This window comes from Hungatella hathewayi WAL-18680 (assembly GCF_000235505.1).
Lineage (GTDB): Bacteria > Bacillota > Clostridia > Lachnospirales > Lachnospiraceae > Hungatella_A > Hungatella_A hathewayi_A.
This window is the reverse complement of sequence record NZ_JH379027.1, coordinates 556,847-577,744: the sequence shown is the minus strand read 5'-3', so window position 1 is coordinate 577,744 and position 20,898 is coordinate 556,847. Positions and strand designations below refer to the sequence as shown.

Here is a 20,898-nt window from a genome sequence, read left to right as displayed (position 1 = left end):
TTTTATTGATTGTCACTAATGGGCAATTAATCCTCCTGTATCCATTCTTTAAGCGTTTGTATGATTTTATTTAATTTTAAGCTATCCCCAACTCCTTTAAAAACTCCATCAACGATTGAACAGTTAAACCAATCATTCTCACCCCTATCTTGGCTTATCTTAGGCCTTTGTAAATCCGCATATTGAGTGTCTTTTAAATCAATATTCACATACCAGCCCGGATTATCTAACGTTCCAATTTCAACGCCATATGAATGTTCCCATCCTCCATCACAATTTTGCTGATACCAATTTTGAAGCCATTCTAAATTGTCCATCTGCTATCTCCTAATCTGGAATCGGCGATACTTTTTCGCCAATTGGTTGCCCTTTCTCATTATACTTAAATTCATGACGATGCTGGTCAAGGTATTGTCCTGTTGATTTATCGTAATGTGGTTTACCCATCAAATCATCCCGATACTCTGGTTTACCGTTCTCACCATATTTAGTCTTTGACATGACATTCCCTTTATCATCTATCTGTTCATATACGGAACCTGGAGTCCCTTTTTCGGGTGCTCTTGATTTGCCTTTTGTCACATTATCAGTCTCAGAATCCCCCTTAGAAGCCCCACCACCACTAGAAGACTGTGATATTTCAACACCAAGTGCTTTTACAGAAATAAATATATCCCCTAGCGCATTTGCTGAAATTAACATACCTTCGGTTACTGCCGTAACACTTGCAGCAGTAATGATTAAAGATGTGCTCCCTGAAGGCGCTGCAGCAATAACTCCTCCGATAGCCCCAGTGGCACCTAAATACGCAAATTTAATACCTTCAGCGAAACTTGCCAGGTCTCCTACTAACTTTCCTGCGTAAAATGCTGCTCGATTTGGTACGTAATTTTCCATTATATCAGATAAAGAGGTGAAATCACGTCCCTGCGCCAATGTTATCCATTCTCTTGGCAGGTTGTAAAATGCAGTTGTATTTTCTATCACTGCAGTAGCAGCACCGATAAAGAAACTGTTAATAAAGTTTAATGCTGAATCCCCTATGTTTATTATATTGCCACACGAAATAGTATAGGAGCTGTCTTCAGCCTCTTTCATAGCAGCTATGAGTTCTTTCTTCTGCCTGGTGCTTAAATTCCCTCCAATTTCGTTAACCCACGTATCCCAATCAAATTGTGCATTACTGTCATTGGCAATCGGAATCCCATCATCTTTTCGGACAATGTTGCTCTCTGTCGGAGGAAGCCAGCTTTTCGGGATACTCCAATGTCCGCTCGGGTCCACATAATTCAGCGGGCTGTTCTTGACATACGCGTACCGGTTCAATGTCAGCGGGTCCGTGATATCTCCGAGATAGGTGTCCTCCTGGAAGAATCTTCCCTGGTTTGCATTATAATACCTGGCTCTCAGGTATTCAAGTCCTGTATTCGGATTGTAGCTCTCGCCGTTGTATCCGTAGAAATCTACATGGTCTGTGGTTCCAAGCGTTACCTGGCCGTAGGGGTCGTACTGGTAGACTGCTGTTACCCTGGATTTGTCCCAGGTGACTCCTGTTACGCTTCCGCGGCCGTCATATAAATAAAAACTGGTCTCATTTTGAATGACATCCCTTGCCTCGGTCCAGATGCTGTTGCGGGAATTCCTCTGGTTTCCGGCATAGCTGTACGAATCCGTCGCCTCACTGTTTACCGTATATGCCGTCAGCACCTCCGTGTACTGGCGGTTTGTGTCATTGACATACTCGGTCAAATCATAGGCACGTCCTGTGGCGGAGCAGATGTAGCTGAACAGCTCTCCTTCTGCCGTCAGACTTCCGTCCTCGTTTTTGCTGTGAGCCGGCATGAAGATTTCTCCGCTCACATTTTTTCCATAGCCGCAAACCGCATCCGGATTGTAATTCAGCTGGAAGGTCCTGTTTCCATCTCCGTCGTAGGCCGCTGCCATCAACAGTCTCTGGGTATCATATACCGCTGCCAGACGGTTCTCCGTGTCATACTGGTAACGGACTTCGGCACAGTTTTTATAACACTCCGCCGTCAGGTTTCCGTTGGCGTCATAGGTAAAGGTATACTTCTTTGTCAGATTTCCCTCGCACACCACCGCGCTGACCATCTGGTTGTCCGCATTGTAGGTGTAAGTCCTCTGGTCCCTCTCGTAATATCCAAATACATCCTGCCGCTTCGCCAATGTCCGGTTACCTGCCTCGTCATAGGTATAAGTGTAGGTGAGTTTGTCAAACTGCCCCTTATCCTCCTTACACTCCAGAAGCTGGCCGTTATTGTCATACTTGAAGGTCCGCTTGGTTGTCTGCCACTCCGGATTCTGATTCTGCCACGGGTTCTCCGTCACATGGGCACATTTGTCGCCGGCACCGCCCTTGTGGCCCGTATCCAGTGCAGAGGTGAATAAACATTCTTTGGCTGTCTCGGCCGTAATCAATCCTGCATCATTATACGTATATTTGTAATCGGAGATTACAAATCCACAGGAACACAGGTTTTCCGCCTCCACAATCTGGTCTCTGGCATTGTAAGTATATCTGCTGACGCCTCCATCCGGACGTGTCACTTTGGTCAGCCGGTTCAGTGCGTCATACTCATATCCGGTACTCCGCCCATCTCTGTCCGTCAGCTTCGTGATGTTATCATTTTTGTCATACTCATACTTGACCTCATATCCATCCGGATAAATGATTCCCGCCAGGTTATCGGCTTCGTCGTAGACATACTCCACTTTCTTTCCTGAGCCATTCACGGCCGTTTTCAGCCGTCCCAGCCCGTCATAGGTATAACTGCTCTCCCCGGTAATGTCCTCCATGGAGATTCTCTGGCCCATGGCATTGTAACCCATCTGTACCGGGTGGTCCGTCTCCTCCCCCTTGGCATTCTCATAGGTCTTGTCTGCCAGACCGTTGAGTTTGTCATAGTCATAACGAATTGTATCACCCTTCGGAGTCAGACGGCTTTCCAGCCTTCCGGCTACATCATAGGTGAACTGCTCCACCCGTCCCATCGGCGACGTCAGGGACGTCATGTTGTTCTCCAAATCGTAGGTGTACTTCGTCACATGCTTCTGAGGATTGGTCATGCTGGTGATATTTCCCATCTCATCATAACCATACTGTGTCTCATATCCCATGGGGTCCGTGACCTTAATCAGACGGTCCAGAATATCATACTGGTAACCGGTCATCAGCCCGTCTGTGGCTCTTCTGGTCAGAATATTGCCGTGGGCATCATAGGTGAATTCCTGGCTGAGCCCCATCTTGTCACGGATGGCCGTCACACGGCTTCCAGCATCATAATTCACTGCCTGAGTCTGTCCTAATGGGTCCACCGTTCCCACCATGCGGTTGTCCTTATCATAAGAAACCTGGTATACATATCCCTTCGGGTCTGTCCAAGCCGTCTGATTGTAGTTGTTGTCATACTGATAGCTGGTAGTCCGCTCTCCCGGCTTCTTCACGGCAGTCAGATTTCCAACCAAATCATAGGTAAACTGTGTCGCTTTCCCCTCCGGGTCCACGCCGGCCGTCAACTGGTCAATCAAATCATACTGATACTTCCAGGTATATCCCATGGCGTTGATCAACTCGTTTTGATTACCACGGATATCATAGCCGAAGGTCGTCACACCGCCCTTGGCATTGACTGCTTTCGTCATCCGGTGCATGATGTCGTACTGGTAGGTGCTGGTGCGGCCTAAATTGTCGGATTCTTTTACGATGTTGTCTGCTGAATCATAGGTGAACACACGCTTATGACCCAGAGGCGTGGTCATCTCCGTCAGCCGGTGTACCGCATCGTAAGTGTAGCTGTACTCGCCGCCATTTTTCTGAATCATCTTTGTGACCATGCGGTTTAAATCAACCTCATACGCAGTCACATGGCCCATGGCGTCAGTAACGCTCGTCAATTCATCGTGTTTGTCATAGGTATAGCTGGTCTCGGCACCCTTCGGAGAAATCGATTTGACCAGATTTCCCATCACGTCATACTGATGCTCGGTAATCAGCCCGTTGGCATCCTTTTCCTTCGTCATCCGTCCCAGTGCGTCATAACGGTATTCCTGCGTATTCCCCTCCGGCGTCACCATGGAAATGAGACGCGAAAGCTCATCATAGCCGTAGCCGGTCGTTCCGCCGTTGCCATCTGTGAGGGAAATCATCCGGTCAATCTCATCGTAGACAAATGTCTTCTGCACCCCATTCGCATCGGTGGACGACAGCAGATTGCCTTTGGCATCGTATTGGAACTGGGTGGACGCCCCCAGAGGATTGACCTTGCCGGTCAGGCGGTTAATCGCATCATAGGCATAGGTATAGACAGCCTCCCCCGGCTCTGTCGTCTTTATCAGATTGCCCACCGGGTCATACTCGTAAGTGGTCACGGTTCCATCTGCCTGGGTTACGGATGTAAGGCGGTCCAGCGGGTCATATGTATAGGCAGTAGACGCCCCGTCTGTTCCGGTCACTGATATCAAACGGTTAAATTTGTCATACTCGTATACGGCTTCCCGTCCGATGGTATCAACCTGCTTTACCAGATTGCCAGAGACATCATACTCGTAGTTCATCACATTGCCGGCAGTATCCTGCGCCTTCACAATCCGGCCCATACTGTCGTACTCATACCGCGTCACCACACTGGCCTCATCCCGATAGTAGGTCATCCGGTTGGCCCCATCATAGGACATGGCAACCGTGTCGCTGTCCGGCATGGTAATAGTTAACAGATTGCCATTTTTATCATACTCATACGTATAGACACCGCCAAGCGCATCTGTCTTTTGAACCGTACGGCTCAGGGCATCCATTTGGGCAGTGGTCTCCCCCTTTAAGGCATCTGTCACCTTGCTCACATTGCCCAGGGAATCGTATTCCACGGCCGTGATATAGCCCGCCGGGTTCACCTGAGCCAGCAGCTGGCCAATCACATCATAGTTCCAGGTAGTGGTATGATTGTTCTGGTCCGTAGATTTCAGCAGGTTTCCGTTCAAATCATACTCCGAAGTTACGGTGCCTGACAGCGCGTCTTTTATCTGAGTGAGACGGCCTGCCGCATCGTAGGCATACCCGGTGCTGTGACCGTTGGCATCTGTCTCGCCTGTCAGATTTCCCACCTCGTCATAGGTGTAGACCGTCTCCCCTCCCAACGGATCTGTCGATTTCAGCAGACGATTATTCTTGTCATACTCAAATCGGTAAACACGGCTGGCGTCGTCCGTAATCCGCACAATATTGCCATTGCCATCGTAACCAATCTCCGTCACAAGACCATTCTGTGCTGTCATTTTCACGGCGCGTCCCGCCTTGTCATAGGCATAGGTAAGTGCAGTTCCGTCAGGATAGGTTATCTTTTTCAATCTGCCGTTGCCGTCATACTGATAATAGGTTTCGTGGCCCAAAGCATCTTTTGTCAGGACCGGAAGATTCAAAACCTGATGATACTGCGTTTCCACCGTTTTACCGCGCCGGTCTGTAGCCTTTACAATGTTGCCTCGGCCATCCAGTTCATAGCGAATCTCCTGGCCCAGGGCGTCCGTTATCTTCACCAGACGGTTTCTGGCATCGTAGGTATAACCGGTCTGGTTTCCTTTGGCGTCAATCTCTTTTATCTTATTATAGTTTTTATCGTACTCATAGGTCAGCGTCTGTCCAAGGGCATCCTTACCGGACAGGATATTGTACATCTTGTCATAAGTAAATGTGGTTTTTACCCCCATGGCATCCGTGATGGAAAGCACGGTTCCAACCGCATCATACTCGTGATAGCTGGTTCCCCCGTCTTTCTCAGTTACGGAAATATTCCAGCCCTTCCGATTGTATTCATAGGTCTGTGTATTTCCCAGCGGGTCAGTGGCCGTAAGCACCTGGTTCATGGAATCATAGGTAAACTCCCAGACATGTCCCTCTCCATCTTTCATGGAAGTGATAACCGCGCCGTCGTAGGTGAAGACGCTGGTACCTCCGTTGGCATCTGTCATGGATATCATACGGTTCTGCTCATCGTAGTTGTAAGTAACCCGGTTGCCTTCCCCGTCGGTGACACTCAGCAGATTCCCGACCTCATCATAGGTATAGACCGTGGTGTTCCCTTCATAATCGGTGACGCTCAACGGCTGGCTCCACTGGTTCCAGGTGAATCGGGAGACAGTGCCGTCCCCACGGGTCTGTGTGAGGATATTTCCATTCTCATCGTAGGTATAGGACGTCTCGATTCCCCGCTCATCTGTCTCCGTGGCTCTCCGGTTGTCGGCAGTATAAGTGTAGCTCTTTTGACTTCCGTCAGGATATTCGATTCTGGAAATGCGTTTCTGTCCATCCACGTAATACCTGGTCACATTTCCCCGGTTATCGGTTGACACGGTGCATCCGTCCAGGTATTCCAGAACTGCGGTATTCCCCTCGGCATCGGTCTGTCTTGTCACTCTGCCGTCGCTGTCGTAAACATTTTCCACAATGCGGTTTCCGTTTTCATCGTACCACGCTGTCATATGATGATTGTCGTCATATTCATATCTGCGCACGCCGCCCTCCGCGTCTGTGGCAGATATCAAATTGTTGTTGTCGTCATAGACGTAAGACAGTTCTCCCCCGTTTGGAAGTGTGATAGCTGTGATACGGTGCAGTTCATCTGTCGTTACATCGAAACGTTTCCCGGAAGGGGTTTTAATCTGGCAGACATCATCATTTTCATCGTATATCAGAGTGGTCCGGTATCCCCTTCTGTCCGTGGTATAGTAGAGAAGTCCTCTGGCATCGAAGGTCTTGACTGTCCCCTCTTTATCCTCCAGCTCCCATGCCGTCGCGGCCGGGATTTCCGTATCCTCATCCGGCTCTTCGCTGTCGTCTTCCTGGCCTTCATCGTCCTGAAGGGCCGCGTTGGATGGCGTTGCCGTGTTTGTGCCGGACATAGGTCTCTTTACCGATTTTGGCTGTGCATCGGACGGTGTTGCAATCTCATGGACTGATGATGTATTCCCAGCGGATTCCGGTTCCGCATTGGATGGACTGGCCACATTCAGTCTCTTCGTCTCTCCATCCGGTGTCTCAATCTCAATCGTATCCGTGGTGCGGATGACCATATCATAGCCGTCAGGCGCTCTGTAAGTTCCGTCTGCCTGCTTCTTGAAGTTGATGGCCCCTCCATCCGCTTTGCGATAGAGAATATCTCCATTGTGACGGACGGTGAGCCGCTCGCCAAAGGGACTGCTCCAGCCAATGCCGAAGTAAGAGCGGGCAAAGGCCGCGATGGAGTTGTAGCTTCTCTCAATCTTGGAAGTTCCTCCCAGTTCTTCCACGCTTGCATCGGTCTGCTGCATGTAAAAATCACCGGTGTTCATATTGATTGGCTCATGGTCAAAGACACAGGACATGCCCATACCGTTTAACAGCATGTCAATCATCATCTTTTCCGACTCTGTCAGCTGTTTTGGCGTGTAAGGCGTGCTGACTTTCGGGTTCCGGATAAACAGCACATCCCCCTCGAAGGTCAGACCGTTTGCCAAACGGTTATCCCGCAGAATTGTAGATTTGTCCACCTGGTAGTGGTCTGCAATTCGAATCAGCAAATCCAGAGACTGGACTTCATACAGAAGGAACTCATCGGTTTCCACCGTATCGCTCGTGACCGTCTCCTCTCCAGGAACCATCTCGCCGGTCTCCGGGTCCTCCTCCAGGGCTTTTCCTTCCGCCTCAGCCACAATCTGGTAAATAGTATCTGTCTCCAAATCGTCTGCGGTCACCAGTGGACTGCTCTGCCAGTTTCCGCTTTTGGCCTGGCTGTTAAACGCACCGTTGAATGCCATATCTTTCGAGAAATCCGGGGAGGTATAGGAGCTGTCCGCCGTGGTCTCGCCCTCTGCCGCCTCATTTCCATTCTCAGTTTCTATCAGCTTCCAGGTCACAGTAGAACCGCCCTGGGAAATGCCGTGGCCCAGGACTCCCATGGCTGTCTTTCCACCGGAACCGCTGTCCGTGATGGCAGGGCTCACCTTGGCTGTCAGCGCATCGATATCCAGACTGTCCAGGTCACCGGTCAGTTCTCCTTCCCATGAGATGTCAATCCGCGGCCCCATCGCCGGGTTATCCCGGTTGTAGAAGCTCTCTGCTGGCATTCTCAAAGGCGCCTGAGCCTCTGATTTTGGCTCACTGGCCGCCTGAAGCACAAGGCCGGCCTGAAGGCGGGTGGAAGAAATCCATGCCTGCATTAATTCCGTAATATCATATTCCAGCGTCCCATCTTTTCCCGGTGAATCCAACACTCCCTGAAGCTCGGATAGCGGCTCCTTAATCTGGTTCCAGGTCAGTGACAGGGCATTCCACTCACTGTTTGGCGCACGCAGTTCGATTTCGGTTTTTCCGACGCCATTTCCGGACTGGACGCCAATCCGGAACGTGGCGCTGGTGCAGAGGGCCTGTCCAATCACCTGGCTCCAGTCACCGTTGATCGCCACGTAGGTTCTCATATTACCGTAGCCGTCCCGCCATCCTGCATACATGGGGCCCATATTTCCCAGGAATTTGGAGGGCTGGCCGTCAGCCACGTGAACCAGCACAAATTTGCTGGGAACCATATTGACGGTGGACGGGTCAATGCGGACAGGATAGCTGCGGTCCTCCTCTTCCAGCCATTTTTTATCGGCTGTCACGGTAGCTTTATAGGCGCCTTCCTCCCCGTTCAGAGTAAGTTTCAATTTTTCGCTGGTCTCCCCTGCATCGTCAATCATCAGAGGGGCCTCCAGCACAAACTCCGGCTTCTTTTTATCCGTGTGATACAGGATAATGGTATTGCCGGACTGGGCGGCCTTTAACCCGTTCGTTTTTATCCGGAAGGAAAATTCATTGCGGCTGGTCTTTTCCAACAGGATAATGTCTTCTTTCAGGGTATTGCCTGCCAGTGTGTACTGATAGTCAATCCCCGGATAAACGTCACTGTACCGGATGGCATTGCCTGCTACGACACTCTTTTTAAAATTGCCGCCATCCGGCGTCAAATCTACCTGATAGTCTCCCTTTTCTATGTGAATGCCTTTATAAGCGGACAGTTTCTCCGGAATGACAACCCGGCTGCTGCCGGCTTCATTCTCATATTCTACCGAACTCACCGCACTTCTGGCACGGGCTGGCGCAGCTGACTCCACCAAAGTGTTGCTGGTCTGCCGGACTACTCCGTCCTCATCCTTGTAAAGACCGGAATAACCGCCAGCAATGGTGACATATTCGCCGTCCCCGGTCTGGTAAGTACGATACGCCTCATTGAACTGAACCAAAACTCCGTCCGGTTCATCGATGTACTCGTCATAATTGTAGTAAGATTCCGGCTCTCTGGCTTCTGACGGAGTGGCTATCTCCGGCTTCTCCAACAGGCCGGCTTCCGGTTTGGATTCTTCCGGCAGACTTTCGTCGATACCGGTACCGGGAGTGGATTCCTCCGGTTGAGATTCCTCTGATTGAGATTCTCCCGGTTTGGATTCTCCTGATTGAGATTCTCCCGGTTTGGATTCTCCTGGCTTGGATTCCTCCGGTTGAGATTCTCCCGGTTTGGACTCCTCCGGCTTGGATTCTTCCGGCTTGGATTCCCCTGGTTTGGATTCCTCCGGCTTGGATTCTTCCGGCTTAGATTCCTCAGTCCCGGATTCTCCTGGCTTGGATTCCTCCCCGGAGCCTCCCTGTCCCCCTGTTTCCTCCCCGGCTGGCTTTGAGGTCTCCGTGCCAGCATTCGTCTCTTCCTTCGATTCCTCCTGAGAGTTGCCGCCCGGGTTTTCCTGGCCGTTCCCCTCCGTACCGCTTCCCTCATTAGACGAACCTGTGGAGGATTCCGTCGTGGTTCCCCCTGTGGTTTCAAGCAACGTACCATTCGTAAGTCCCAAATCCTCCAGACGCAGCGCCTCCGGGCGTGAAAAATCAACATACCTCGGTCTGTTACGTATGGTCTCCGCCGCATACGCTGCAATTGGCGTCACATTTGGCGTCAACATTGCCGTAATCAACATACAGCTCAATGCCTTTTTCAAGATAAAACCATATTTCTTTTTCATCTCAAATCTCCTTTGTCATTTTCATCTTTTACCTGCCTGAACAGCCCATTTTTACACAAGCAAAAAGCGCATAATTCCCCCTTCGGAATCTTATGCGCCTCTCCAAAACTGACTGTTCAATCTCACTCCGGCAGTTTTCACCGCTTTTACTAAGTAAAATTTGAACATGATACCCTTCACCTCCCTGACATTTATACTGTCAGGCTAACATATTTCTTCGTTTTTGTGTGAAAAAGGGAAAAAATTGTCATAAATTCGGCCATTTTTGTACACTCCAAGTCCAATAAGTCAAAAAGACAGTCAATCGTCTTATCCGCGAAATGACTGTCTTTCTTGACTTTATTCTCGTTTAAAATCCTCTTCCACCACACTCCAAGCCGCATCCACACTATAATACTGCTTGATATACTCCTGCGTCCTGTGGCACATGCGGCGGCACTCATCCGGGTTTTGGTACAGGTTTACCACAGCGTCGGCGAAGCCCTGGGGCATATCCTGTATCAGCATGACGTCACCGGCGGACGGGATTCCCTCGGCGCCGATGGAGGTGGTGATGATTGGCGCTCCGTTGTAGAGAGCTTCTATCACTTTTCCTTTTACGCCGGCGCCGTAGCGCAGCGGCACTACCACGATCCGGCTGGTGCAGTATAACTCAGCCAGCTCTTCCTCGCTGACAAATCCTTTGATCACGATTCCATTGCCCGGCTGCTCCAGCGCCTTAATCTCATCCGTTACCTTGGAGCCTACCACATAAAATGGAATATCCAGCTTCTCCCGGATCAACGGATAAATCTCTCTGGCGAACCACAGCACGGCGTCGGCATTGGGCGGATGGGCGAAGCCGCCGACGAACAGCAGTCCTTCCCTCATGGCAAAGTCGTCCTGGATATTGTCCAGGAACTCCTCGTACACGTATGCCACAATGTCCTTCACCGGAATGTCCTCATCCACCGCCTTGATGGCGTCCCGCTCAATATAGGACGGATAGTAGGACACATCCGCCTTGTACATCAGCGACATTTCGATGGATTTCCAGTACTCGGCCGCCTGCCGTCTCTCCACATCCCCCGTCAGGGCGTACTCCCGTCCTTCTCTCAGGAAATGCAGGTCGTGGCCGTAATAAATCACTTTGATATTGGTATTCTCTTTGATAAAGTCAATATACTTCGTCGCAATATGAGGCCGGTTCAAATAGGCAAAGGAAATATCATTCCCATGGTCCTTCAGCCAATCCCAGATTCTCACTTGGTACTCCTGCCCATACAAAATCTCAATGCCCATCTGCTGCAGCTGCGTGGAATACGGCTCCTCGTGGAGGAAATTATCTCCCAAAAACTTTACCACATAACCCTTGCTCAGGAACATTTTCAAATACTGGTACGTGGTCTTGGAGCCGGCATCCCTGTCATAGGTAGGCACATAATGGTCCACAACCAGGATAATCTCCTTCCCCACACTCCGCTCTCTCGCGCGGAAGGGGTCGGGATTCCCATTATTCTCACACTGCTTTTTGATCTCCTCCGCCCATTTCTCCTTCAGCTTCTTGCTGTTGGCCACCTGATACCGTTTCAGGCCGGAGCCCTCCACGTCGGTTCCGTTGGAAATGCCCTCGAAGTGAATCACCTTGGACAGCGGCTGATATACCACCCGGTAACCGGCCTTTCGCACCTCAAACGCCAAATCCGAATCCTCGCAGTAAGCCGGTGCAAACCGGGTATCAAACCCACCTATCTGCTTCCAAAGCTCATTAGACAGCAGAATTGCCGCCCCGGAGATGTAATCCACGTCTTTTACATAGTTATATTCCGGCTTGTCCGGGTCATCCAGCCGCCCGTAATTCCAGCCGGAGCCGTCGCTCCAGATAATGCCTCCCGCTTCCTGAAGGCGTCCATCCGGGTAGACCAGCTTGGAGCCAACCATTCCAATCGTCCGGTCCGACTCAATCAGATTCACCAGCGAACTGAGCCACCCTTCCGTCACCTTGGTGTCGTTGTTTAAAAACATCACATACTTCCCGCGGGCGGACCTGGCCGCATTGTTGCAGTTGCGCAGAAATCCCTGGTTGGTGGTGTTCCGGCAGATCACCAGCCCTTCCACATAATCACTCAAATGGGAGGTGGCATCCGTGGAGACATCATCAGCGATAATCACCTCATAGCTCACATCCGTGGTATGCTCCAAAATAGACACCAGACAAGCGTAGGTGTAATGAATCTGATTGTAAACCGGAATGACAATGGAAACCATGGGAGACTCCACCTTCGGAAATCTCAGTTTCCCATGCACCCGGTACTCCTCACCGATATTGAAATCCCCATCCTTTAAATTCTTCCCCTCCTCAGACGTATATAACTTCAGAGAGCGGAATGGATGGAGAATATATTCTTTCAGATAGGACAGTTTTTTCCTCTTTACGGTTCCCTTCGGATACCGCTCATTGAACTTCTGCCCCAGCTTTCTCCTTACCTTAAATATCAAAGCCTCATGCCGGTTCAAGTAGGACAGAGTCTTCCCCATCTCCCCGATTTCAGCCCGCAAATCCTTGATCATAATCTCCAAGTTGGTCACATGGTTGTTGGTCAGACGCTGGACCTCCTGGAGCTTGCGGATATTCAAATCCCGCTCCTTTACCTGCAGCTTTAACTGCTCCAGACGTTCTTTCGTCCTCTCCAGCTCGCCATCCACCTGGGCCAGTTCCTTGACGGTCTTGGTCCGTATCATGAAGTTTTCCAGATAAATTCTCTGGTTCTCCCCATGGACATACTCCTGGAAACACTGCTCCATGGCCTGGTATCTCCCGGCCATCTCCACGCTGATTCCAAACTCCGCCAGAAAACTCTCCCTGGACTCATACTCCATCAGACTGTGGTACTGCTGGTAGAAATAGTACAACGTCCGGTATTTCAAAAACTGAACCGGAATCGGAAACTGGAACACCCACTCGTAATCCAGACAGTACAGCCCGTCCTCCGTCAGCATCATATTTTCAAACAGGGCGTCCACATTGGAGATAACATAGGAGTCATCCTCCATGTCCTCAAAGGAACTTTCGTCCCCTCCAAACACCTCCAGAAACTCCGGCGTCACCCGAAACGGCTCCACGCACTCCGGCGCCACATCGAATACCAGGTCCAAGGCTTCCCGTATGGCATCCACCGGGGCCTTGCCTCCCTGAATCTCCCGGCCCAACCGTTCCGCCAGTGTCTCCCCTGTCAAATAGGGGAATCTGGCGCGGGACCTGTCCTCATGAATCACCGGCTCCGCGAATTTTAACACCCGGTGCTGTCCCGACAGCAGACCATAATTAGACGCAAAAGACCAGATATGGGGAGCGCCTTCCATACTCAGGGCTGCTTTCTCCACATACCGGGTCCCATTTTCTTCCAGAATCGTTGTCTTGATCTGAAACCGCTCTCGCCTTGTGCTGTTATACTTTACAAACTTAATTTGCACCATATTTTCTCCATATCACTAAAAAGGAATTCGCAAAATTCTCAAACTGTCCATCCTCACACACCGCATCGTAGGACGCCCCGATATCCAGCAGCAGATACTTGGGATAATCGTAAGCCGTCAGCGTGTTGGTCAAATCGCCCTTTCCCGGCAGATACGACTGGGAATAGATGGAGATTGGCAGCTTATAATCCGGCATGGGATAATAGAATTCCAGCTGGTTCCCATCATCCATTCCATCTTCCGTCTCCGCGAGCAGCTTCACCAGCGCGTTTCTTGAATAGCTGAATTCATCCTTCTGCGCTCCGGCCCAGTACTTCATGCCAAAGGGATTGCAGACCGCCACAATCAATTCCCCGCCCGGCTTCAGCATCCGCTTCACTCCATGCATATATGCTTCATAATCCGGCCGCATGGAGCCAACAAATACCACATAATCAAAACATTCCACCCGCCTGGACTGGTTTACATAATCTTCCAACGTCCCATGGACGTAAGTCACATGCTCCTCTTCCCGGTGGCGCATCCGGTTGGCCTCCAGATTGTCCTGGGACTCATCCAGCACCACAACCTCAGCCACTCTCCGGCAGTAAAGCCCCGTCATGGCCCCGTAATCCGAGCCAATCTGCAAAAGCCGTCCCTCCGCCCGGAAGGGATACCACTCCAGCAGATTTTCCCTCATATCCGACAATGCATACAGATAATCCAGCCTGCTGTGCTCCCGCAGTGCCAGCTTCCTGTCCGCCCCGTACCGCTCCAGCAAATCCATGATTTCCCTGCTGATATCACTCATCTGTTTATTCCTTTCCTGTTGCCGCCACTGACGCCGCACAGTTCCATTCACTTATGCCTTCACATACTTCGCCTCTACCTGAGACTCCATATCATACACGCCCACCGTATTCTTGTTGGAAATCACCGTGATGTTCGCCACATCATACAGTCGGTGGTACACCACATGTTCCCCCTGCTCAAATCCGGTACAGCTCATGCTGAGCAGATACTCCCCGCCCTGAAGCGTCATCTTCTGGGTAAAGGATACCTCATACTCATCCCCGGCCTTCACCGGCTTTATCTCCGTTCCCTCAAACATAGTATTGGTTCCGGTCAAATCCGTCCCCTTCTTATCCTTGATGGTGTAAGTAAAAATAGGCGACTGAATCGCCGTATGGAACCGAATCTTCTCCTTAATGGTAAATGATTCCCCTTTCAGCAGCAGATTCGTCAGATTCCCTCTCTCATCAAACAGTCCCAAATCATAAATCTCAGCCCTTCCGTCCCCATACTCGGTACGGTTGGAGTTGATGGTCAGTTTATCCTTCATCAGTCCTACTTCCGACTTCCGGACCGGTGAAGTCTTTCGCTCTCCCTCGCCGGAAAAATCATTCATCTCCTCCAGCTCCTCATTGAGAGCGTCCATCTGGTTGGCCAGAATCTTCTTGTACAAGTCCACCATATGTCCGGCGCTTCCCTCGGCCACAAAACTGCCCCGGTTCAGCAGCACCACCTTGTCACAATATTTGATAATGCTTCCCATATCGTGGGTAACCATCAGAATCGTGGTCCCCTTCTTGCGGATTTCCTCCATCCTCCGATAACACTTGGACTGGAAGAACACGTCGCCCACGGAAAGCGCCTCGTCCACAATCAAGATCTCCGGCTCCACATTGATAGCCAGCGCAAATGCCAGGCGGACAAACATACCGCTGGAATACGTCTTCACCGGCTGGTACACAAAATCCCCGATGTCCGCAAAATCCAGAATATCCTGGAGCTTCTCGTCCATTTCCTTTCTGGAAAATCCCATCATGGTGCCGTTCATATAGATATTTTCAATTCCGGTATAATCCATGTTAAACCCGGCGCCCAGCTCCAGCAGAGCCGATATCGTTCCCACTACCTCCACTTCCCCGGTGGTGGGCGATAAAACGCCCGTTATAATCTTCAAAATCGTGGACTTCCCGGACCCGTTGGTGCCGATAATGCCCACGGTCTCGCCCTTTTTCACATCAAAGGAAATGCTGTTCAGCGCATAAAACTTTTTATGATACTCCTTGTGCAGCGGGTGCAGCGATTCCTTCAGCCTGTCGATGGGCTTGTCATATAAACGGTATATTTTTGTCACGTCTTTTACGCGGATTGCATAATCCGTCTCTACTCTATCCATGAAAAATCTCCTTACAGCACATCTGAGAAATGCGGTCTCAACTTTTTAAATACCTTCAGCCCGCACAAAAACAGCAGAATTGTCACCACCCAGAAATAGACAGTCAGCGACGGCCTCTGCCAGAACGCATCTCCCGTCAGCATACTGTCACGGTACCCGGTGGTGATGTAGTACACCGGATTAATCTTTAAAACCGTAGTCAGCCAGGCCGGACTGTTGGGGAACATGATAGGGTCCCACATAATCGGGGTCAGCCACATTCCAAACTGCAGAAAAATGTTGACAATCTGGGCCATATCCTTAAAAAACACATTCACAGCGCTGGTAAAGTACACAATCGCCAGCGAGAACACACTGGCCGCAAACGTGTAATACACAATCTGAATCCAGGAAAACATAGGCATTCTGCCGTAAATTAAAAATACCACCAGCATGATAAACACGAATATCAGGTGTACCATCAGACAGGACATTACCTTGATAATCGGCAATATCTCCACCCGGAACACCACCTTCTTCACCAGGTAGTTGTACTCCTGGAGGCAGTTGGTTCCGCTGTTCATGGCCTCGCTCAAATAAAACCAGGGCACAATACCGGGAATCAGCCACAGCACATAGGGATAGCCGGGCACCGGCGGCGCGCTCTTAAAGCCCATCTGGAACACAAAGAAGTAGATAAGCACGGTTACAATCGGCTGGATAAACATCCATATAATACCAAAATAGGAGCCGACAAAGCGTTTCTTAAAATCCGCCTTTGACAAATCCAGAATTAATTTTCTTTTTTTAATGATTTCTTTCATTAACGAAATCAGATAACTCATAGGTTTTCCTTCCTTTTCGACGAAGTTCACCAAGATTCTAACACAAACCGCGATATTTTTCCACTACAACCGAAAATCAGCCCATTACAGCCGCATGCTGACAATGCTGAACAGCCGCAAAATCACATAGCAGTCCGCCACGCACATCAGATAGAGCAGAGTCCGGTTGACGTCTTTTGTCAACACCACCGTGTTATTTTTCAGGCTCATCAGCAGCACCGGCAGAAATGGGAGAAAATACCTTCCCTGCACGCCGGTAATGACTTTGGAGCTGACAGGAGTCCAGGCCAGCAGCATGGAGAACATGACGGCCCCGGCACATCCCAGGCAGACAATCCAGATAAAACATCTCTGTCCCATGGATATCTTAAGAGTTTCCCCCGGTTTGCGGAAGGATAAACCAAGAAGTCCGAGACTGAAAAACATCACTGCCAGATATGGCACGTCCAGCACCACATCCACATTTCCAAGATAAGCGCCTATCATGGTCAGGTGGTAATACTCCGCCTGCCAGACAAACGTGTTGTAAAACATCTGAAACAACAGTTTCGGGTTGGACAGTAGCTGTCCAAAGCTGTACCCGGCTTCCTCCGCCCAGGTCACATAAGTCTCTGACTCGGAGGTATAGATGGCAATCGTCTGGCTGTTGACCAGAACCATGGCGATGACAAAGGCCGCCAGCACCGCCGCCGCGGACAGAAGATAATTGCGCCAGCCGCCAAACTTCCGGACCGGGATTAAAAAACAGAAGGCCATCAGCACCGCATAGACCATCTTGCAGGGTCCCATCACAGCGACAACAGCCGCCAATACCACAATGTCGCGCACCCGGACATTTTCCTTCTCATACGCCAAATCCAGACAGACCGCCGTAAAATAGAAGGCCAGGGCCAGAATCATGGCGTCATAGGACATGGAACCTGTCAAATGCAGGGTCATGGGCAGAAGCGCCACGCCAAACAGCGCCTCTTTCCCAAAAGGCAGGCGTTTCATCGCCAAAAAAAGTAATTCCAACATAAAAAAATAAATTAAAAAGCCGTCCCAGATATGCCAGTCCCAAACTGTTCATCCCGAGAAGCCTTGCCAGCGTGATGCCGACCGCCTGAGGCACATAGGCCAGAGGTGTAGTCACTACCGGGGGATAGGTGGACACCGCGTAGACCGGAGTCTGGTCCGCTCCCTCCACGCCAGGAACCGCCGCGTGATGAAACAGTCCCAGCTCATGTATCTTTTTATAAGTATCTTCCGTCAGCGTCTGCCCCAGAACCGTGGCGTCCGTCTCCTCCTGATGAACCGCCACCAGTGCATCGCCGTCCAGTTCATATTGGTATTCCCCGTTTACATCCTCCAAAAACCAGTCCTCGGCCCTCACCAGCACATGACCGGTCTTATAGTTGGCCGGTTTTCCCATGATGTGACTGGACAGCTGGTAGGCGCTGATGTAATGGCTCACCTCATCCGGCGCCGAGAGGGGCGGCAGTACACACAGAAACAGGCCGCCGAAGAATAATCCGGCCGCCACGAAGACATGCTCCAGCTTCCATCCGCCGTACAGCAGATATCCAAACAGCAGGGCTCCCAACAGGCAGACCACAAAGAGGACCATATACTGTCCGGTCAGCCAGCTATCGCCGCTCCCGATGGCCCCCGCCCTGGTATCCATATAGTGTTTCACTCCCAGAAATACCAGCAGCAGAAGACCGGCAACGGTCACTTTATTCTGTTTTCCCAGATTTTTCAGGCTGTTCGTCTTCATGCTTCTTCTCCTCCAACGCCATCTGCTGCACCAAATCTTTCACCTTCGTCTCCAGCTGCGAGATATGAATGGTCATATAAAACACTTTCACGATTAACAAAAAGATGGCAAACAGGAACAGGAAGTTTGCCGTGGAATAGATGCCGAGCATCCTGGCGGCAAAATCGGCCACCGATGGGAAAATGCTGAACACCACCAGCACCAGGGCCAGCACAATCCAGAAAATGGCAGACTCGATCTGTACTTTTGCCTGACGGATTTTCCTCATCATCAGAAACAGCGTCATGAACGATACCAGCACAAGGGCCACGCGAAGTGTCATCGTCATCATTTTCCCTCAACTCCTTTCCGGTTCCAGTAATCCTGATTCATGGTACATTTTCTCACCAGCCATGACGGAAGACGGCGGTAGCGTTTTCCCAGCCAGTACCCTGCATATTTACAGCCACTGCCGTATACCAGGGACGGCAGCAGCCAGAAATGACCTGTTTTCACCAGATAGGACGCCGTCTGTTTCACCAGACGGATGCCCTCGCCCTCCGACGGAACCCCCTCGAATATCTCCGGGTGGTCCGCCTGGGATACGGCCAAATCGAAATTCCGGTGAAACTGCTGCCCGCCTGATAAGTTATGGGAATGAATCACCCGGGCCTCGGCCGCATAGGCAATTCCGTAGCCTGCCTTGACCGCATTGGCGGCGTAAATCATGTCTTCATTAAATATCGTCCGGGTGATAAATCCACCCAGTTTCAGAAAAATATCTCTCCGGTAGGCACAGCACACATTGGAAGCCATGTAGGTCTTGATGCCAAGCTCCGGCAGGGACGACGCCGTCTTTACCCGGCTCTCCTCCGGATAGTTGAAGGACCTCGTGTAACGCTCAATATAGCGGCAGTCAGCAGCCGGAAGCTGTCTTGCATAGGCCACAGCCACCGTCTCCCCATCATCCCCCGTCCAGGACAATGCTTCCACCAAACGCTCGATAAGGCGCTCGTCCTTCGGCACTGCATCGTCCGTTAAAAACACCATAATATCCGCGTCGGAGTAACCGGCGCCAAGGTTTCTTGTTCCGCCGTGGTCAAACTCCGCCTTCGTCACATGGTGGACCTCCAGCCCAGGGATGCCCTGATAGCCGCCGTCATTCCAGTAGGATTTGTCCGTATTCATGATAATGATTTTCCCGATTGGGTACGTCTGCCGCTTCAGCATTTCCAGAAGGCCGCTAAACGTCCGCCCTGGCTGATAGACCGGAATAATCACATCTACCCGCCATGATGCTGTCTCTCTCATGTATTGCTCTCCATTTCTCTACGGTAACTCACCAGCGCGCCTGCCACAAACATGGCTGTCATCAATATCATCAACAACAGGTAGCCAGCCGCGGCCCCAGGGATTCCGCCTGTTTTCACCAGGTAAGGAGCCGTCGCGGCCGCAATGGCCGTCATTACCACATAAATACCAAATATCAACTTCTGCTTGCGCAGGATAACCAGCACATAGTAATACAGGTTCAGCACCGCGTAGAAACCACCGCCCAGCACAATCCAGATAAACGGGATTTGATAGACCGTCAGTTTCCCCTGATAAGCATCCCCCAAAATGGTTTCCAGAATTCCAAGCACCGGCCCGCCGATGGCCCAGGTGGCGCCTACCGCCAGCACGGTCAGACCGCTGATAACCAGCGTCAGCTTTTTCAGCGTTGTGTTGAAATCCCGGTAACGTTTCTCCGTCCAGTATTCAGTCAGATAAGTGAGAAACGGCCGAATCACAAATCCGGCCGCCAGATTTATCACCGATGTTGGCATAAATATAATATTAAAATAGCCGGATGCCGCTTTGTTCATATGGGCATAGATAGCATATTTTACTGCGGAAAAGATATAAAAGTCAAGAAATACGGACACAAACAGCAGACTCGAATTCCAAAACAGCGGTTTTATCTTTCCTCGTCCCCACTCGTAGGCCACTGTCGGCAGTTCCCGAAGCACCGGGATGTCAAACAGCAGCACGCCCAGCACCTGGGCCGCGACCGCAATGGCACAGGCGATGATAAGGGAATTGTCCGTCCCCACCGGATTGGATAAGTAATATCGGTGAGATATTGTCAGCGCCGTCAGAAAACTTCCCACACTCAGTATCACACGGAAGGTATTGGATTTACCAGTCAGATAGAGACGGCCGCTGCGCTGAAATTCCGTCTCATAAACATCCGCAAAACCATCCACAACCTTATAGCAGATAAGGAGAAACAGCACCGTCATCTCACGACCGGTATACCGGCTGTGAAACAGCGTCAGGTAACCGATTCCACATAGCAGCGCCGCACCGCAGGTCAGATACCTGTGGTGTAAATATTCCCCGAAGGAATACTCCCCGGTCCCGTCCGTAATGTGAAACGGGCGGATGCCAAAATAGGCCAGGATAAACATCTGCTGGCCCAGGGTACTGAATCCGAAGGAGAAAATACCGCCTTCCTCATCACCGATAATCCCCATAACCAGAAATGCCAGCACCATACTGGCAAACGCATAGCAGAAGCTCCCCGCCATATTCCAGAGCATATTCTGTTTTTCCCTGTTGCCGCCTGTTTTCAGCAGCGCTCCTGTCAATTTATTCATGCAGCGTCCTCAATCTCTGTCCTCTATTGTAATGTCATT

At 50.7% G+C, this 20,898-nt stretch carries 11 protein-coding genes; all 11 read right to left on the bottom strand.

Annotated features, from left to right (window positions below):
* Window positions 1-26 precede the first annotated feature (26 nt).
* Entirely contained in the window at window positions 27-317 is a 291-nt protein-coding gene (locus HMPREF9473_RS02665) for an immunity 53 family protein (protein WP_006778513.1), read from the bottom strand.
* Window positions 318-327: 10 nt separating this feature from the next.
* Window positions 328-10,041 carry an RHS repeat-associated core domain-containing protein gene (locus HMPREF9473_RS02660; RefSeq protein WP_006778512.1) on the bottom strand — a complete coding sequence of 3,238 codons (9,714 nt, stop codon included), beginning with the start codon at window positions 10,039-10,041 and terminating at the stop codon, window positions 328-330.
* Between the two features lie 339 nt (window positions 10,042-10,380).
* The gene (locus tag HMPREF9473_RS02655; RefSeq protein WP_006778510.1) at window positions 10,381-13,497 is read right to left on the bottom strand and encodes a glycosyltransferase; all 3,117 of its coding nucleotides are present in this window, start codon (window positions 13,495-13,497) and stop codon (window positions 10,381-10,383) included.
* On the bottom strand, window positions 13,484-14,287 hold the full coding sequence (locus tag HMPREF9473_RS02650) for a class I SAM-dependent methyltransferase (RefSeq protein ID WP_050810004.1): 804 nt from the start codon (window positions 14,285-14,287) through the stop codon (window positions 13,484-13,486). Before HMPREF9473_RS02650 ends, HMPREF9473_RS02655 begins: the two co-directional genes overlap by 14 nt.
* A 51-nt stretch (window positions 14,288-14,338) precedes the next feature.
* Window positions 14,339-15,661 (bottom strand): ABC transporter ATP-binding protein, encoded by a 1,323-nt coding sequence (locus HMPREF9473_RS02645; RefSeq protein ID WP_006778508.1) that lies wholly within the window; start codon window positions 15,659-15,661, stop codon window positions 14,339-14,341.
* An 11-nt stretch (window positions 15,662-15,672) separates the two neighbouring features.
* Window positions 15,673-16,485 carry an ABC transporter permease gene (locus HMPREF9473_RS02640; protein WP_006778507.1) on the bottom strand — a complete coding sequence of 271 codons (813 nt, stop codon included), beginning with the start codon at window positions 16,483-16,485 and terminating at the stop codon, window positions 15,673-15,675.
* A gap of 84 nt (window positions 16,486-16,569) precedes the next feature.
* Window positions 16,570-17,478, bottom strand: a complete 909-nt coding sequence (locus tag HMPREF9473_RS28355; RefSeq protein ID WP_278245530.1) for a DUF2142 domain-containing protein — start codon at window positions 17,476-17,478, stop codon at window positions 16,570-16,572.
* The gene (locus tag HMPREF9473_RS28350; RefSeq protein ID WP_006778505.1) at window positions 17,390-18,241 is read right to left on the bottom strand and encodes a DUF2142 domain-containing protein; all 852 of its coding nucleotides are present in this window, start codon (window positions 18,239-18,241) and stop codon (window positions 17,390-17,392) included. Before HMPREF9473_RS28350 ends, HMPREF9473_RS28355 begins: the two co-directional genes overlap by 89 nt.
* Window positions 18,201-18,572: a DUF2304 domain-containing protein gene (locus HMPREF9473_RS02630; RefSeq protein WP_006778504.1), complete on the bottom strand. Its 372-nt coding sequence runs from the start codon at window positions 18,570-18,572 to the stop codon at window positions 18,201-18,203. Before HMPREF9473_RS02630 ends, HMPREF9473_RS28350 begins: the two co-directional genes overlap by 41 nt.
* Window positions 18,569-19,531, bottom strand: a complete 963-nt coding sequence (locus HMPREF9473_RS02625) for a glycosyltransferase family 2 protein (RefSeq protein ID WP_006778503.1) — start codon at window positions 19,529-19,531, stop codon at window positions 18,569-18,571. Before HMPREF9473_RS02625 ends, HMPREF9473_RS02630 begins: the two co-directional genes overlap by 4 nt.
* Window positions 19,528-20,859, bottom strand: a complete 1,332-nt coding sequence (locus HMPREF9473_RS02620; protein ID WP_006778502.1) for a lipopolysaccharide biosynthesis protein — start codon at window positions 20,857-20,859, stop codon at window positions 19,528-19,530. The genes HMPREF9473_RS02625 and HMPREF9473_RS02620 overlap by 4 nt, the downstream gene beginning before the upstream one ends.
* Window positions 20,860-20,898: the final 39 nt, after the last annotated feature.

Coding starts and splice junctions, on each gene's coding strand:
- HMPREF9473_RS02655 (WP_006778510.1), bottom strand. CDS start 13,497: ATGGTGCAAATTAAGTTTGTAAAGTATAACAGCACAAGGCGAGAGCGG.
- HMPREF9473_RS02620 (WP_006778502.1), bottom strand. CDS start 20,859: ATGAATAAATTGACAGGAGCGCTGCTGAAAACAGGCGGCAACAGGGAA.
- HMPREF9473_RS02645 (WP_006778508.1), bottom strand. CDS start 15,661: ATGGATAGAGTAGAGACGGATTATGCAATCCGCGTAAAAGACGTGACA.
- HMPREF9473_RS28355 (WP_278245530.1), bottom strand. CDS start 17,478: ATGAAACGCCTGCCTTTTGGGAAAGAGGCGCTGTTTGGCGTGGCGCTT.
- HMPREF9473_RS02650 (WP_050810004.1), bottom strand. CDS start 14,287: ATGAGTGATATCAGCAGGGAAATCATGGATTTGCTGGAGCGGTACGGG.
- HMPREF9473_RS02625 (WP_006778503.1), bottom strand. CDS start 19,531: ATGAGAGAGACAGCATCATGGCGGGTAGATGTGATTATTCCGGTCTAT.
- HMPREF9473_RS02660 (WP_006778512.1), bottom strand. CDS start 10,041: ATGAAAAAGAAATATGGTTTTATCTTGAAAAAGGCATTGAGCTGTATG.
- HMPREF9473_RS02665 (WP_006778513.1), bottom strand. CDS start 317: ATGGACAATTTAGAATGGCTTCAAAATTGGTATCAGCAAAATTGTGAT.
- HMPREF9473_RS02640 (WP_006778507.1), bottom strand. CDS start 16,485: ATGAGTTATCTGATTTCGTTAATGAAAGAAATCATTAAAAAAAGAAAA.
- HMPREF9473_RS28350 (WP_006778505.1), bottom strand. CDS start 18,241: ATGAAGACGAACAGCCTGAAAAATCTGGGAAAACAGAATAAAGTGACC.
- HMPREF9473_RS02630 (WP_006778504.1), bottom strand. CDS start 18,572: ATGATGACGATGACACTTCGCGTGGCCCTTGTGCTGGTATCGTTCATG.